The organism is Streptacidiphilus pinicola (genome assembly GCF_003258295.1).
Taxonomy (GTDB): Bacteria; Actinomycetota; Actinomycetes; order Streptomycetales; family Streptomycetaceae; genus Streptacidiphilus; species Streptacidiphilus pinicola.
This window is the reverse complement of record NZ_QKYN01000007.1, coordinates 31,853-46,508: the sequence shown is the minus strand read 5'-3', so window position 1 is coordinate 46,508 and position 14,656 is coordinate 31,853. Positions and strand designations below refer to the sequence as shown.

The 14,656-nt window shown below is 71.5% G+C and carries 11 protein-coding genes and 1 pseudogene; 7 read left to right on the top strand and 5 right to left on the bottom strand.

The window, feature by feature from the left end; translation table 11 throughout:
* Nucleotides 1-148: 148 nt before the first annotated feature.
* The gene (gene hutH / locus DN069_RS01075) at nt 149-1,708 is read right to left on the bottom strand and encodes a histidine ammonia-lyase (RefSeq protein ID WP_111498770.1); all 1,560 of its coding nucleotides are present in this window, start codon (nt 1,706-1,708) and stop codon (nt 149-151) included.
* A 119-nt stretch (nt 1,709-1,827) separates the two neighbouring features.
* On the opposite strand from hutH, the gene fdhD reads away from it, so the two are divergent.
* The gene (gene fdhD, locus DN069_RS01070) at nt 1,828-2,646 is read left to right on the top strand and encodes a formate dehydrogenase accessory sulfurtransferase FdhD (protein ID WP_111498769.1); all 819 of its coding nucleotides are present in this window, start codon (nt 1,828-1,830) and stop codon (nt 2,644-2,646) included.
* A 116-nt stretch (nt 2,647-2,762) separates the two neighbouring features.
* Here the strand turns inward: fdhD and DN069_RS01065 are convergent, their stop codons facing one another.
* From DN069_RS01065 to DN069_RS01055, 3 genes and pseudogenes are all read right to left on the bottom strand, one after another.
* Nucleotides 2,763-3,134 (bottom strand): DUF5955 family protein, encoded by a 372-nt coding sequence (locus tag DN069_RS01065; RefSeq protein ID WP_111498768.1) that lies wholly within the window; start codon nt 3,132-3,134, stop codon nt 2,763-2,765.
* A gap of 1 nt (nt 3,135) precedes the next feature.
* Complete coding sequence (locus DN069_RS01060) at nt 3,136-4,941, bottom strand: hypothetical protein (RefSeq protein WP_111498767.1); 1,806 nt, start codon at nt 4,939-4,941, stop codon at nt 3,136-3,138.
* 644 nt (nt 4,942-5,585) lie between these two features.
* Nucleotides 5,586-6,707, bottom strand: a pseudogene (locus DN069_RS01055) (GGDEF domain-containing protein); the annotation flags it as partial.
* A gap of 378 nt (nt 6,708-7,085) precedes the next feature.
* Here DN069_RS01055 and DN069_RS01050 point away from each other — a divergent pair.
* The 6 genes from DN069_RS01050 (at nt 7,086) to DN069_RS01020 (ending at nt 14,291) form a co-directional block, all read left to right on the top strand.
* Nucleotides 7,086-7,808 (top strand): WXG100-like domain-containing protein, encoded by a 723-nt coding sequence (locus DN069_RS01050; RefSeq protein ID WP_111498766.1) that lies wholly within the window; start codon nt 7,086-7,088, stop codon nt 7,806-7,808.
* A 66-nt stretch (nt 7,809-7,874) separates the two neighbouring features.
* Nucleotides 7,875-11,636 carry a DUF6531 domain-containing protein gene (locus DN069_RS01045; RefSeq protein ID WP_111498765.1) on the top strand — a complete coding sequence of 1,254 codons (3,762 nt, stop codon included), beginning with the start codon at nt 7,875-7,877 and terminating at the stop codon, nt 11,634-11,636.
* Between the two features lie 6 nt (nt 11,637-11,642).
* Entirely contained in the window at nt 11,643-12,185 is a 543-nt protein-coding gene (locus DN069_RS01040; protein WP_111498764.1) for a hypothetical protein, read from the top strand.
* Nucleotides 12,186-12,556: 371 nt separating this feature from the next.
* A complete protein-coding gene (locus tag DN069_RS01030; RefSeq protein ID WP_111498762.1) occupies nt 12,557-13,270 on the top strand; it encodes a hypothetical protein in 714 nt (237 codons plus the stop codon).
* On the top strand, nt 13,267-13,635 hold the full coding sequence (locus DN069_RS01025) for a hypothetical protein (protein ID WP_111498761.1): 369 nt from the start codon (nt 13,267-13,269) through the stop codon (nt 13,633-13,635). The genes DN069_RS01030 and DN069_RS01025 overlap by 4 nt, the downstream gene beginning before the upstream one ends.
* A 53-nt stretch (nt 13,636-13,688) precedes the next feature.
* Nucleotides 13,689-14,291 (top strand): DUF4291 domain-containing protein, encoded by a 603-nt coding sequence (locus tag DN069_RS01020; protein ID WP_111498760.1) that lies wholly within the window; start codon nt 13,689-13,691, stop codon nt 14,289-14,291.
* Between the two features lie 57 nt (nt 14,292-14,348).
* On the opposite strand, the gene DN069_RS01015 is transcribed toward DN069_RS01020, so the two are convergent.
* Complete coding sequence (locus tag DN069_RS01015) at nt 14,349-14,645, bottom strand: barstar family protein (protein WP_111498759.1); 297 nt, start codon at nt 14,643-14,645, stop codon at nt 14,349-14,351.
* Nucleotides 14,646-14,656 lie beyond the last annotated feature (11 nt).

Sequence of the window (14,656 nt, the reverse complement as noted above, 5' to 3'; positions counted from 1 at the left end):
ATGTGCGCCTCCAGCGGGCGGGCGGGCGATTCAGTAGGTGCCGACTCTGCATGACCGCATGCAGAGTCGGCAAGTCCCTTCTCGCCTGCCGGAACGGGAACCAGAACTGTCGTGCCGAGGTCGATCGGGTGACCGTTCGGGTGAGCGGTCAGGCCAGCGGGCCGGTGACCGTCTCGACCGCGGCGACCAGGCCGCCGCTGCGCACGAACGCGTACGCGGCCTCCAGGTCGGGGGCGAGGAAGCGGTCCGAGCCCGGACCGCCGACGCCCGCCTCGCGCGCCGCGGCGACGGCGGCGGCCGTGGCCGGGGCGAGCGGGCTGGCGTCCTCGCCGGTGTGGCTGTAGCTGCGGATCTCCAGTGCGCGGGCCGAGGCGACCAGCTCGACGGCGAGCACGCGGGCCAGGTTGTCGACGGCCTGGCGCAGCTTGCGCGCGGCGGACCAGCCCATGGAGACGTGATCTTCCTGCATCGCCGAGGACGGGATGGAGTCGACCGAGGCCGGAACGGCCAGCCGCTTGTTCTCGCTGACCAGCGCGGCCTGCGTGTACTGGGCGATCATGAGGCCGGAGTCGACGCCCGGGTCGTCCGCCAGGAACGGCGGCAGGCCGTGCGAGCGGTTCTTGTCCAGCAGCCGGTCGGTGCGGCGCTCGGCGATCGAGCCGAGATCGGCCGCGGCGACGGCGAGGAAGTCGAGCACGTAGGCGACGGGCGCGCCGTGGAAGTTGCCGTTCGACTCGACGCGGCCGTCGGGCAGCACCACCGGGTTGTCGACGGCGGCGGCGAGCTCGCGGTCGGCGACCAGCTGGGCGTGGGTCAGGGTGTCCCGGCCCGCGCCGGCGACCTGCGGGGCGCAGCGGATCGAGTAGGCGTCCTGGACGCGCGGCGCGTCGTCCTGGTGGTGGCCGGTGAGGCGGGATCCCTCCAGCACCTTCAGCATGTTGCCGGCGGAGGCGGCCTGGCCCGGGTGCGGCCGGATGGCGTGCAGCTCGGGCAGCAGCACGCGCTCGGTGCCGAGCAGCGCCTCCAGCGACATGGCGGCGGTGATGTCGGCGACGGTGAAGAGCCGGCCGAGGTCGGCGATCGCCATCACCAGCATGCCGAGCATGCCGTCGGTGCCGTTGATGAGGGCCAGGCCCTCCTTCTCGGCGAGCTCGATCGGCGCGATGCCGGCCTCGGCCAGCAGCTCGCCCGCGTCGCGGACGGTGCCGTCCGGGCCGTAGGCGAGGCCCTCGCCCATCAGCGTCAGCGCGCAGTGGGAGAGCGGCGCGAGGTCGCCGGAGCAGCCGAGCGAGCCGAACTCGTGCACCACCGGGGTGATGTCGGCGTTGAGGATCGCCGCCATCGTCTCGGCGACGACCGGGCGCACGCCGGTACGGCCGGAGGCGAGGGTCTTCAGACGCAGCAGCATCAGCGCGCGGGTGACCTCGCGCTCGACCTGCGGGCCCATGCCGGCCGCGTGCGAGCGGACCAGCGAGCGCTGCAGCTGCGCGCGCAGCTCCGGGCTGATGTGACGGACGGCCAGGGCGCCGAAGCCGGTGGACACCCCGTAGACCGGGCGCGGCTCGGCGGCGAGCGCGTCGATCCGCGCGCGAGACGCGGCCATCTCGGCCAGCGCGTCCCCGGAGAGCTCCACCTTGGCGTTGCCGCGCGCGACCGCGATGACGTCGGCCGGGCCCACGTTGGCCTTGCCGATGACGACGTTGTGCATATCCATATGCGAAATCACACCATGTGAATGGCGCTATGACAACAGGAGTGGGGCCGCCGAAGTACGGTGGGTCGCAGCTGAGCCGAATGGCGGCAGAGCCGAACGAAGGAGGCCGGGCCATGGGCCGGGTGACCGAACGCCGCCGCGTGACCCGTCTGCGCGACGGACGCCGCGACGCACGCCCCGACGCGCTGGCCGCCGAAGAGCCCCTGGAGATCCGCGTCGGTGGCCGCGCGCTCACCGTCACCATGCGCACCCCCGGCCACGACTTCGACCTCGTCGCCGGCTACCTCGTCGCCGAGGGCATAGCCGCTACCGCGGACGACGTCCCCGCGTTGCGCTACTGCGCGGGCACCAACGCCGAGGGGATCAACACCTACAACGTCGTCGACGCCCGCGTCGCCCGCCCCGAGACCGTCCCGGTCTCCGCGTACCGCTCGCTGCTGACCAGCAGCGCGTGCGGCCTGTGCGGCGCGGAGACGGTCGACGCCGTCCGCAAGCGGCTTCCCGCCGACCTCTCCGACGACCCGCTCACGGTCACCGACGAGCTCCTCTTCTCCCTCCCCGACGCGCTCCGCGCCGCGCAACGCGCCTTCGACGCCACCGGCGGCCTCCACGCGGCGGGCCTCTTCGCCGCCGACGGCCGCCTGCTCTGCGTCCGCGAGGACGTCGGCCGCCACAACGCGGTCGACAAGGTCATCGGCTGGGCACTGCGGGAGGACCTGCTGCCGCTCCGCAGCCACCTGCTGATGGTCAGCAGCCGCGCGTCCTTCGAGCTCGTCCAGAAGGCGGCGATGGCCGGCATCCCCCTGCTCGCGGCGGTCTCCGCGCCGTCCGCTCTCGCGGTGGACCTGGCGGACGAGGCCGGCATGACGCTGGTCGGCTTTTTGCGTGGCCGCAGCGCGAACCTTTACACCGGAGCCGAGCGGGTCCTCTGAGGGACCTTGCAGCACGCTAGGGGCGCGGGGCTCCACCGATATGCCGCTCCGCCGCCCGGGCGCGACCGGTCACGGATGCTCCCGCAGGCAGCTGCACCACCTAGGGGCGCGGGGAACTAGCCGAGGAGCCTGAGGAGCGGCTCCGCAGCCTTCTCCACCGCCGTCAGGGCGCCCGCCGCTGCGGCCACTCCGGCCAGAACGCCCTTCAGGCCGCTCAACGCCCGCCGCACCCGGCCGGGGCTCGGCTCCGCCGCGGTCGCCTCCGCGTGGAGGTCCTCCAGGTGCGCCTCCGCGTCCTCCGCCGTCTCCGTGTCCAGGCCCAGTGCGGGCAGCTGACGCAGCAGCACCCCCACCGCCTCGGCGAGCGCGTTGGCCTCGGGCGGGGTTCCCACGGACGCGACCGCGCCCGTGCCGACGGCCTGCGCGCCGCTGACCGTGCTGTTGATGTTCTGGATCCCCGACTCGTTGCGGTACTCGGGAGACGCCATCTCAGTTCGTTCCCATCCGTGCCTGCGGCACCGTCGGATGCGTGCTCGCCCGCGCGCCGCGGCCCGCGGCCTGCGCGCCCGAGACGGTGCTGTTGTAGTTCTGGACACCGTTGTTGATGTGGATGTTCTGCACGACCGCCTCGAACTGCTCAGTGCTGTAACCGTGCTGCTTCAGCACGAACAGCAGCGCCGCCTGCGTCCGCTCCGCCACCGCCGACCAGACGCGCTTCGCGTCGAGATGCTGGAAGAGCACCTCGTAGTGGCTGTCCGCGCCCAGCTCGCGCACGCTCACCCGGGGGGACTGATCGACCTTGCGGTCGTGCGCGAGCATGCGGTCGCGCCAGCGCTCCTTCCAGCGGCCGCGCAGTGCGGAGCCCAGCGCCGACCAGACCTCCAGTGTGTTGTCGGCGAGGTCGCGGCCGAGGTGGGTGGACGCCTGCCACAGGCAGCGCAGCAGGTCCAGGCCGTCCGGACGCAGCGCCTGGTCCACGGCGCGGTAGCGCTCCGCCACCGGGGGCAGGACGTACTGCAGGCCCTCCAGGTAGAGCTGCTGTCCCTGGAGCGTCACCCGGACGAAGGTGGAGACGATCACCTGCCCGCCCCAGAGCTCGGCGCGCGCCTCGACGTAGTGGCGCAGCCGCGGGTGCGCCGCCCCGTCGAGCACGCGGACCGCGTCCGGGGCGAGGCCGCGCCGACCGTCGGGGCCGACCGGGGAGAGCGAGCCGTGCCAGGCCTCCGACCTCTCGACCCGCAGGCCGGAGCGGAAGACGCGGTCGCGGACGGTCAGCGCGTGCAGCGCGTCGCCCGGGTAGTCGGCGCCGAACGAGAGGCCGCGCAGCCAGGACGTGATCGTCTCGTGCGCCTCGGCGACGGTCAGCGGCGTGGCGGTGACGCCGGCCTCCGCCGGGCGCAGCTCGGTGTGCAGGGTCCAGTCGTCGTACAGGACCCCCGAGCCGACGAAGGGCTGGAAGGCGCCGAAGACGGTCTCCGCCTCGAGCGCACCGGAGCGCAGCCGCTCGAAGACGGGGCGCAGCCCCGCCGGCGGCTGGTACGGCGGCTCGGCGGAGCGCGGGTCGCCGATCTCGGCGAGGCGTCCCAGCTGCAGGTAGCGGGAGACGGCGCCGATCAGCAGCCAGACCACGACCAGCAGGACCGGCACGGCCAGCGAGCCGCCCACGCTCGGCTGCGGGGTGACCGCGTACCCGCCGTAGCCGTCGTACCCGTCGTAGCCGGCTGTGTCGGACTGGGCGAGCTTGGTCAGGATCGCGACGCCGAACACGAGCTCCACCGCGTACAGCGCCCAGAACACGGCGAGGACGGTGCGGCGCACCCGCTCGCGCAGCCAGGGCGTGTCGAGGCGGGGTTCCAGCCGCACCACCGCCCAGGTGACCGCGCGCGACCCGAAGCCCCAGAGCAGCACCTGGAGGAGCGCGCCGAGCGCGAAGGCGGTGCCCACGGCGTCGAAGGCGAGTCCGACGAGCAGGACGACGAAGCAGGCCAGGGCGGTCCACAGGTGGTGGCGCCGGGCGCGCAGGCATTCGGCCAGCACAGCGCCGATGTCGGTGCCGGGCGCGGGGGCCGGCACGCGGTGGCGTTCCTCGACGAGTTCGGCGATGACGGCGCGCCGGAACGGCCGGCTCAGGTGCGCCGCGGCCTGCAGATGCCGGGTGGCCTGGCCTCCGCCGGGACCGGCCTGCTCCTCGACCCAGCCCGGAACGGGTGTGGCGGCGCCACCCCCGGCCTGGTCGCCGGCCGCGCCGCCGGCCGCCGCTGTCGGGCTCGCCTCCGACGAGGACGAGATGGTCATGTTGTGTCAACTCCCCCGAGTCCGTTGCTGGATGCACAAGCATGATCGAGTCATGGCATGCCGGTCAACGTCGCAAGGGCCGAGGTTGACGCAGCGTCAGTCCCCGCGGTGACTCACGGCGCGCTCGGGGGGCCCGAGAGGGCGACGGCGACGAGCGCGCGCAGCGTCGGGCCGACACCGGCGAGGGAGAGCGTGGCGTCGTCGGCGAAGAGCTCCAGCAGCCAGCCGCCGGCGGCGTTCGCGCCGCCCGCGGCGACCATCGCGCGGTAGCCGCCGACGGCGAGGACGGCCTCCTCCGCCGGGTCGTTGCCGGGCACGCCCGTGCGCAGGCCGAAGCTGCCGCCGCGGATCGCCAGCGCCGTCAGCGGGTAGGCCTGCAGGTCGAAGACGGCGTCGGGGGCCTCGTTCATCGCACGCTGGACCTGCGCGCGGACGCTGCCGGGACCGCGGGTCATCCGGCGGACGCCGTAGCCCGCCGTGTGCATCGTCGTCGCGCCCGGCGGCACGTAGGAGACCCACCAGGCGACGGCGTCGAGCAGCTGGGAGGCCGTCTCGGCGACGGTCTCCAGCCGGGCCAGCGTCCCGGCCGGGGCCGGGCGGTCGTCGAGCGCGGCCGTGGCCGCGGCGAGCAGCTGGCCCGGGTCGGCGGTGTGCCGCGCGCCGCGGAAGCGGCGGCGCTCCGTGCGGCGCCCGCCGCCGGGCCGCGAGCCGCTGTCGGCGAGGCTGACCGTCGGGTCCGGCAGGCTGCCGCGACCGGCGACGACGGGCTGCGTGGCCGGGCCGGACTTGGCCCGGTACTGGGCCGCGTCGGCCAGCCGGAACAACCGGTCCGCGGTGGTGACCGGGCCGATCGGGTCGCCCGTCGAGGCCACCCCGCAGGCGACGCCCTCACCCTGATCGATCGTCAGCGCCTGCGCGCACAGCTCCTCCGCGACGCGGACCACCTCGTCCGCGCTCGGGCCGGTGGAGACCAGGCAGAACTCGTCGCCGCCGAGCCGCCCGGCGAGTGCGCCGGGCAGCATGGCGCCGCAGAGCGAGAGCTGGTTGGCGAACTGCTCCAGCAGCCGGTCGCCGCACTCGTGGCCCTTCTCGTCGTTGACGCGCTTGAGGCCGTTGATGTCGCAGACGACGAGGGAGACGACGGCGCCGTCGATCCGGTGCTGCTCCAGCGCGGCGTCCAGCCGGGCGTCGACGGCGCGGCGGTTGGCGAGGCCGGTCAGCGGGTCGGTGAAGGCCAGCCGGCTGACCTCCTCCAGCCGCTCGCTCTGCGCGAGGCCCGCCGAGAGCTGTGCGGCGAGGGCGGTCGCGAACGACGCCTCGGCGTCGTCGAAGACGGGCCGGCCCTCCGTCCGGGCCAGGTAGAGCTCGCCCCAGGCCCGGCCGCCGAGGAGGATCGGCGCGACCAGGCAGCAGGCACGTCCGCGTCGCCGCAGGGACGCGGCCCGGGCGCGGCTGACGGGCCCGTTGGCGGCGCCGCCGTCAGCGCTCTGCATCCAGGCCCGTGGCAGCCCGTCCGGCGCGAAGGTCTCGCCGAGGCCGCGCTGGGCCAGGAACTGGGCGATCTCGGGGTACTCGGCCAGCGGGTACGACTCGTCCGCCGGCAGCGCCTCCTCGCCGGGCGCGAGTAGGCCGTCGTTGACCAGCACCCGCAGCCGGCCGCGTTCGCGCTCCCACATCGAGATCGCCGCGAACTGCGCGCCCATCGCCTCCCGGGCCAGCCCGGCCGCCACCTGCGCGGCCGACCGCCCGTCCGGCGCGGCCGCCATCGCCTGCGCGAGCCCGACCACCGCGCGCAGCCGCGCGTCGGGGTCGCCGTCGGTCCCGGCCGGAACCGGCGCGGCCGGCGGGGCGTCCTCACTGGCACTGGCCTGCACGGTGCTCCTCGTTCCTGGATCGCAGCTCTGCCACTACCGAGACTACGGATATATGGGACAAATACCACGCAGGCGAACGACTGCCGAGGCGTCGCGCGAGCACCGCCTCCCCTGCTTGGCCGGCCCCGCCCGCCACCTTCCGGGGCGTGGCCGCTCCGGCGGAGGCGGCCGTTCCGCCGGGCGGCACACCTGACCGCATGTCCGCCCGCGCTGCTACGGTGACGAGAACGCGACACGATCACATGATCCGACGGTCACGGGGGGATATTCATGGCCATCGAACTGCCCAGCGAGGTCGCCCAGTTCCTGCAGTTCATCGGGATCAACTGGCCGCAGATCAACGAGGACAAGGTCCGCGAGTTCGCGGGCCACGTCCGGGACTTCGGCAACAACATCCAGAACACGCACCAGCAGGCGACCGACTCGATCAACTCCATGAGCGAGCACTACCAGGGGAACTCGTACGAGCTGCTGGTCTCCAAGTGGGCCCACCTCTCCCAGGGCCACATGCAGGACCTGATCGAGGGCTGCCAGGTGCTCTCCGCCGCGCTCGAGGCGGGCGCGGACTACATCATCGCGATGAAGATGGAGTGCATCGGCGAACTCATCGGCCTCGCCGCGAGTTTCGTCGCCGACCAGGCGGCGGCCGTGGCGACACTCGGCCTCGCCGAGGCGGCGATGGCGCTCATCGTCAAGGCGGCGGAGATGGCCGTCGACTTCCTGGAGCAGCAGCTCGTCCAGTACATCATCGGCGAGGTCATCGAGGCCGCGCTGACGCCGCTGCTGGGCGTGGTCGAGAAGGCCGTCGCGGGCATGTCGTACTCGGCGCTGGAGGACATGCTCGGCGTCTCCGGCAACGGCCCGGGCGACGGCTTCATGATCCACCCGGACAACCTCGCCTCCCACGCCCAACTCTTCGCCGTCCACGCGGAGATGGTCCAGGGCCACGCCCAGACCCTGAGCGGCAACCTGTCCGGCATGACCTTCGAGTAGCAGCTCACCGCACCAACTCTTCAGGGCACGGCGAGTCGACAGAGAGCACAACGGGGGCACGGGGGCATGGGCGAGATCGCACACGCGGTCGAGGACGCGGCGAAGAAGGCGGAACAGGGCCTGGCTCAGGACTTCACCAAGGCGTACCACGACATCCTGAAGGACACCGAGAAGAAGTCCAAGCAGGTCGCCGAGGGCGCCGCCAGGGACGAGGAGCGCACCGCCGCCGACCTCGAGAAGGCGGCTGAGCACCCCGGCACCACCCCGCACGACCCGCACACGGCGTCCGGAGAGCACCCGTCATCCCCTCCGGGCGAGGGCGGCGAGCCCACAGGAGCGGGCCGCGACCAGGTCCAGGACCCGCACGAAGCCGGCCGGGACGAGGACGCCGTGTGCGGCGGCGGTGAGCCCGTCGACATGGCGACGGGGCGGATGTACATCGACCAGGTCGACGCCTCCCTGCCCGGCTCGCTGCCGCTGCTGTTCACCCGCAACTTCGAGTCCGGCTACCGGGCGGGGCGGTGGATGGGCCGCCGCTGGGTCTGCACCTTCGACGAGCGCCTGGAGATCGACGCCGAGGGCGTCGTCCACATCCGCGCCGACCGGGTGACCCAGGCCTACCCCCACCCGGAGCCGGGCGAGCGGGTCCATGCCTCGGCGGGCGACCGCCGGCTCCTGGGCGTCGACGCCCGCGGCCGCCTCTACACCGTCACGGAACCGGGCACCGGCCTGGTCCGCGAGTTCACGGCACAACCGGACGGCGCGACGGCCCTGCTCACCCGCGTCCGCGACCGCTCGGGCCGCCACTACGACCTGGAGTACGACGGCGCGGGTACCCCGCAGGCCATCCAGCACTCCGGCGGCTACCGCCTCCTGGTCACGACGGACTCCGGCCGCATCACCGCCCTCCTGCTGGCGAACGCCGCCCCGGACGGCGGCGACCAGGAGCTGCTGCGCTACGCCTACGGCGAGGACGGCAACCTCACGGAGGTCTACAACTCCTCCGGCCTGCCGATGCGGTTCACCTACGACGCCTGGGACCGCGTCACCTCCTGGACGGACCGCAACAACAGCCGCTACTGGTACGTCTACGACAACCACGGGCGCGTCGTCGACGAGGGCGGCGAGGACGGCGCGCTGCGCTTCACCTTCCACTACGGCGAACCCGACCCGGCGACGGGGCTGCGTGTCCACAGCGAGACCAACGCCCTCGGGCACACGACGCGGTACCACATCAACGACCGCCACCAAGTCGTGGCGATCGTCGACCCCTTGGGCAACACCACCCGCTACGAGCGGGACGACTTCAACCGCCTCCTCAGCGAGACCGACCCTCTCGACCGCACCACCCGCTACGAGTACGACGGCGCCGGCGACCTCACCACCGTCATCCGCCCGGACGGCGAGCGGACAACGGCGGAGTACGCGGGCGAGCTCAGCCTGCCGACCCGGATCGTCGAACCGGGCGGGGCGGTCTGGCTGCAGACCTACGACGAAGCGGGACGCCGAACGTCCCTCACCGACCCGCTGGGCGCGGTCACCCGCTACACCTACGACGAGCGCGGCCACCTCGTCTCCGTCACGGACGCGCGGGGAAGCATCACCGGCATCCTCTGCGATCCGGCCGGGCTGCCGGTCGAGATCACCAACGCTCTCGGCGCCACCACGCGGACCGAGCGTGACGCCTTCGGCCGACCAGTCCGCGTCGTCGATCCGCTCGGCCACGGGACCGAAACGACCTGGACGGTAGAAGGCAAGCCAGCCGTACGTACCCATCCGGATGGCGCAGCGGAGGCCTGGTCCTGGGACGGCGAAGGGAACCTCCTCAGTCACCGGGACCAGGTCGGACGCCTCACCGCGTTCGAGCACACCCACTTCGAAAATCTGGCCTCCCGAACAGATCCGGATGGCACCCGCACCACCTTCGATTACGACGAGCACATGCAGCTCATTTCGGTCGTCAGCCCCATCGGCGAGCGATGGACGTACCAGTACGACGCCTGCGGCAGACTGACCGGCGAGCAGGACTTCCTCGGGCGGACGACGTCCTACGACTACGACGCAGCCGGCCAACTTACGTCGAAGCTCAGCCCGTTGGGCGAGCGCATCCTCTACGAATACGACTCGACCGGCCGAATGGCGGCGAAGAACGCCGAAGGCCTGATCTCCCGCTTCCAGTACGACGCCGCCGGACGTCTGACCGGCGCTTCCTGCGCGGACGCCGTCCTGGAGCGCACATTCGACTCGCTGGGCAACCTTCTGAGTGAAACCGTCAACGGTCGAGCCGTCACTTACGGACATGACGAACTCGGCCACGAGGTACAGCGCACCACCCCTGGCGGACACTTCAGCCAGTCAACCTACGATGCGGCGGGCCGCCGAGTCGCGATGACCCTGCCCGATGGCAGGATCGAGATCGATTACGACGAGGCAGGACACCAGCGCCTTCGGAGCATCGGCGACGGCCTGACGATCGAGAGCGCCCGCAACCCCCGCCACTGGCTCACCGAGCAGTCAGTCCGTCGCCGCGGTGGCTCAGAAGTTCAGCGGCGCCAGTACGAGTATCAACCAGACGGAACGCCCGCTTGGACACACGATCTGCTCTCCGGTCGTCAGGACTTCACCTTCGACCCGGTCGGTCGAATCACTGCGGTCCGCTCCAGTCGGCAGCCGGAGACATACGCCTACGACGAGGCGGGCAATCTGACCACGGCGGATTGGCGCGGCTCCGCGGGCTCGGAGGCGGCCCGCGGCGCTCGTGCCTACGCAGGATCCGCCCTGCGTTCGGCCGGTCGCGTTCGCTACGAGTACGACGGCGCAGGACGAATGACGATGCGTCAAGTGACTCGCCTCTCCCGCCGACCGGACACGTGGCGGTTCACCTGGAGCGTCGAGGACCACCTCGTGGGCGTCACCACTCCTGACGGCTCACGCTGGCGATACGAATACGACGCTCTGGGCCGCCGGACTGCCAAGGTTCGCCTGGCAAGTGAAACAGCGGACGAACGAGAGGTCTTGGAGCGGACGGAGTTCACCTGGGCCGACACAACACTCATCGAGCAGACGACCAGCGCGTCCTACCTGCCCGGTCCCCATACCGTCAGCTGGGATTACGACGGATTGCACCCGCTTGCGCAAAGCGAGTCCATCCGACGCACCGGCCGTCTCGAACTCAGCGACGAGCAGGTCGACCGGGCCTTCTTCGCGATCGTCACCGACCTTACCGGCGCCCCGCTCGAACTCATCGAACCGTCATCCGGTGCCATCGCCTGGCACGCGACTCGCAGCGTCTGGGGCAACACCAGCTGGGCGTCTGGCAGTCGTGCTTACACGCCGCTCCGCTTCCCGGGGCAATTCTTCGACCCTGAGACCAGGCTCCACTACAACGTCGCCCGGTACTACGACCCGGAGACGGCCCGCTACACCAGCCCCGACCCGCTGGGCCTGGAGCCGGCCGGGAACCCTGACGCCTACGTGCTCAATCCGCTCACCTGGGCCGACCCTCTCGGCCTGTCACCACACGTAGCGCGGCAGAAGCAGGACCAGCATGTCGTGGGGACGCGTGAGTACCAGAAACGAATCGACGCCGGGACTCCGACCTCGGCGTTCGCGAGCCGAGCCGAAGCCGACGCATATGCCCAGCACGCCTGGGACCACGGCACACCGGTTCCCGGGCGTCCGAATGTGCGCGACTTCGAGTACGGCCGACCGGTCGGAACCGCTCCCCGCAACGGCCCGAAGATCGGCTGGCAGACCCGGGTCCGCGTCCACATGGACGGCGCCGGGAAGATCCATGGCCATCCCGTCGGACCGGTTCACTACGATTGAGACACGATGACGAGAAACAAGTCACACGCCACCGCCCTGCAGTGGAACTGGAAGTCGCGCCAGGAGCTGAACCGCAGGCTTCTGGACAGCTATGGCGATCTGGCAGCACCTCGCCGCGCGTTCGTGATGGACGCCATGCGACGGGACCCCTATCGCACGCCCAGAGCCGAGCTCGCGACACTGGGCGCGCTGACTGACGACACCGACGAAAACTGTGACGTGTGCTTCACATACCTTGTGAGCGTTACACCTTTGCTCGCGGTCAGACTCTCCATGGTGGGTCCCTACGCCCTGGTCCAGGCACTCGACGACGGAACGAGCACCGCTTCTCGACCGCGCGTCATCACCTCCGAGGAGGAGCTGGACTCCCCCGCTGCGCGCGACGTTCTGCGAATCCTCGCGCGGCATGGCCTGCGATGTCTCTCCGAACCAATGCTCGCCGAGCCTGTCGGCCTTCACCTGCCTGACGTAGCGGAGCCAACCGTTTACAACGCCCTGTTCGCACCTGAGGACCAGCCCTGGGTGATTGCCGAAGGCAGCGGCCGGTGATCGCCCACCTCGCCTGCGTGCTCACCCTGGCTGAGCTGCCGGGGCTGTGACGGATCGGTGTCGTGGAGCCTCGATGGACATCCTCGACGGTCGGCGGGGGAACTGCCGCCGGACCTGCCGCCGGCCGGCCTCGGCCTGCTCCCCGGGAACGGCGACGAGTACATCGTCACCGGCGGCGGCCTGATCGGCCAGCGCGGTTTCCTCACCCGCGACGCCGACGGCACCAACATCGGGGCGGACATGGCCGGACGGCTCTTCACCCGGTCCCGACACCCTCCGAGTGACACCTGGGAACCGGACCACGGTCAATGCCCTCCCTGCTGACATACGATCCGTCAGATGGCTTGAGCGCGCCGGCAGGGAGCCGACACTTGATCGAGTTCACCTTCTCCGTCCGGGAGGATCAGGGGTCGCCGCATCAGTTCGACCTCGGCGACGTGTTCGTCCGCGGGGGCGACGGGGTCGCGACGTCCGAAGGGCACGTGCCCGACCAGGCGATGATGATCCACGTCGCGGTCGCGGACCTGCTGGCCCAGCTCCGGCAGGCGTACGCGGCGCGGCGCGGGCGTTTCGAGTTCGTGGGGTGCGACTCGTCGTTCCAGCTCCTCTTCGTCGTGCGCGGCATGGACATCACCGCCCGCACGAGCGAAGCCGAGCTCGGGACGGTGCGGCGGCTGGAGTTGATGCGCTCGGCGCTGCGCGCCGCGCGGGCGTTCGCGGGGACCGAGACCGCGCGGCTCGACCCGGACGACGGCGCGTCCCGGGACCTCCATGACGAGCTGCGCCGCTTCGAGGCGCTGCTGCCCGGCCCACCACCGCCTCCGCCCGGCGTCGCGGAACAGCTGCGACTGATGCGCGAGTTGGATGCCGGGTGGATCTCCGTTCCGGCATTCGGTCATGCCTGGTGGCGTGCCCGCGACGCGGGCGAGCACGTGCGGGAGCCCCTGCAGGGCGTCCTCGACGCGGTGTTCTGGGCGCTGGAGGAGTACCCACTCGACCCGGCCCTACGGGAGCCCGGGGACTCGAAGGACGAGGACGTCATCGCCACGGTCCGTGCGGCGCTGCGAAAGGCCGCGCAGCAGTGAGGATCCAGATCACGGCCGTCGAGCCGCGCGGAGCGCACACATGGGTCGTCTTCGTCACCGACGTCGGCGAGGGCTGTGGCTGGTGGCGATCGTCGGGCCCACCAGTGCTCGGTGGGCAGTGGCATGCGGAGCTCGAATTCCCGGATCCAGTACACGAGTTCTTCGTCTGCGACACGGCAGCCCCGGCCTCTCTCGCCCTGGGCGGCGACCTGATGACTGTCACCGCCCACGTCGTGGCCGTGGACGACAACGTCACGACACTCTCGCTCGGCGGTGACGTCGTTCTGCTGGAGATGGCAGCTCGTCCAGGCGACTGCGTCACCTTCGCCGCGCGCGCAATCGACGTGTACCCCTACGAGCTCTGAAGGCCGCGGAATCCGTTCGACGGCGACGCCGTTCGGATGCTTCGCTACTTGCCATGGAATCCGTGCCCCTGCGACAGATCCGAGCTGCTTTTGACGACAACGCCCTGACCGTCTATCAGGCCTACTCCCCCGCCATCGCTCAACCCGCCCTCGACGCGCGGACATTCGTCGCGCCGTTCAAGCGGGAGCGGATGACGTGGATCAAACCGTCGTTCCGCTGGATGATGTACCGCTCGGGCTGGGGGAAGAAGCCGGGGCAGGAGCGGGTACTGGCCGTGCGGATCCGCCGGAGCGGGTTCGAGTGGGCGCTCGCGCACGCGTGCCTGAGCCACTACGACCGCGACCTGCACCCCGACGCCGCCGCGTGGAAGGAGCAGCTCCGCGCGAGCCCGGTGCGGATCCAGTGGGACCCGGAGCGCTCGACGAACCAGCAGGAGCTCTCCCACCGCGCCATCCAAATCGGCCTCACCGGTGAGGCGGTCCACCGCTATGTCGACGACTGGATCGTCGACATCACCGACGCCACCGCCCTCGCCCACGAGGCCCACGCCCTCGTCCGGGCCGGCGACCCGGCAAAGGCGGACACCCTCATCCCCGCCGAGCAGCCGTACCCGCTGCCCGAGCACCTGCGCGCCCGCATCCACGCGAGCGCATGACGGCTCCCACGCCGGCTTCCGGCCGCTGCTCCACGAACTGACGCGAGGCCGTTCGCGTCAGGCCGGGCTGTGGACGATGAGCCGGTTCTGGTCTCCGTCGAAGATGCCGGCCAGGACCTCGGCCTCCCGCTTCCCGCCGGCGAAGAGACCCCGCTGATCGACATGCACGATCAGGACGTGGTGTTTGTCGATCACCTCGGAGATGCCCCGTGTCACGATCGTGTCCGACCACGCGTCGAGGTTCCGACCGAACCAATCCGGCAGCCCGCACGGCTCCATGACCGCGTCCCAGAAGTCGTCGAGTGTCCCGATCGGCCGACCGCGCAGGTCAACGATGAGCTCGCTGTCCGTCATGACGGCAGACT

Excerpts from the sequence above, each read along its gene's own strand:
- hutH (WP_111498770.1), bottom strand. The coding sequence starts at position 1,708 with ATGCACAACGTCGTCATCGGCAAGGCCAACGTGGGCCCGGCCGACGTC.
- fdhD (WP_111498769.1), top strand. The coding sequence starts at position 1,828 with ATGGGCCGGGTGACCGAACGCCGCCGCGTGACCCGTCTGCGCGACGGA.
- DN069_RS01065 (WP_111498768.1), bottom strand. The coding sequence starts at position 3,134 with ATGGCGTCTCCCGAGTACCGCAACGAGTCGGGGATCCAGAACATCAAC.
- DN069_RS01060 (WP_111498767.1), bottom strand. The coding sequence starts at position 4,941 with ATGACCATCTCGTCCTCGTCGGAGGCGAGCCCGACAGCGGCGGCCGGC.
- DN069_RS01050 (WP_111498766.1), top strand. The coding sequence starts at position 7,086 with ATGGCCATCGAACTGCCCAGCGAGGTCGCCCAGTTCCTGCAGTTCATC.
- DN069_RS01045 (WP_111498765.1), top strand. The coding sequence starts at position 7,875 with ATGGGCGAGATCGCACACGCGGTCGAGGACGCGGCGAAGAAGGCGGAA.
- DN069_RS01040 (WP_111498764.1), top strand. The coding sequence starts at position 11,643 with ATGACGAGAAACAAGTCACACGCCACCGCCCTGCAGTGGAACTGGAAG.
- DN069_RS01020 (WP_111498760.1), top strand. The coding sequence starts at position 13,689 with ATGGAATCCGTGCCCCTGCGACAGATCCGAGCTGCTTTTGACGACAAC.
- DN069_RS01015 (WP_111498759.1), bottom strand. The coding sequence starts at position 14,645 with ATGACGGACAGCGAGCTCATCGTTGACCTGCGCGGTCGGCCGATCGGG.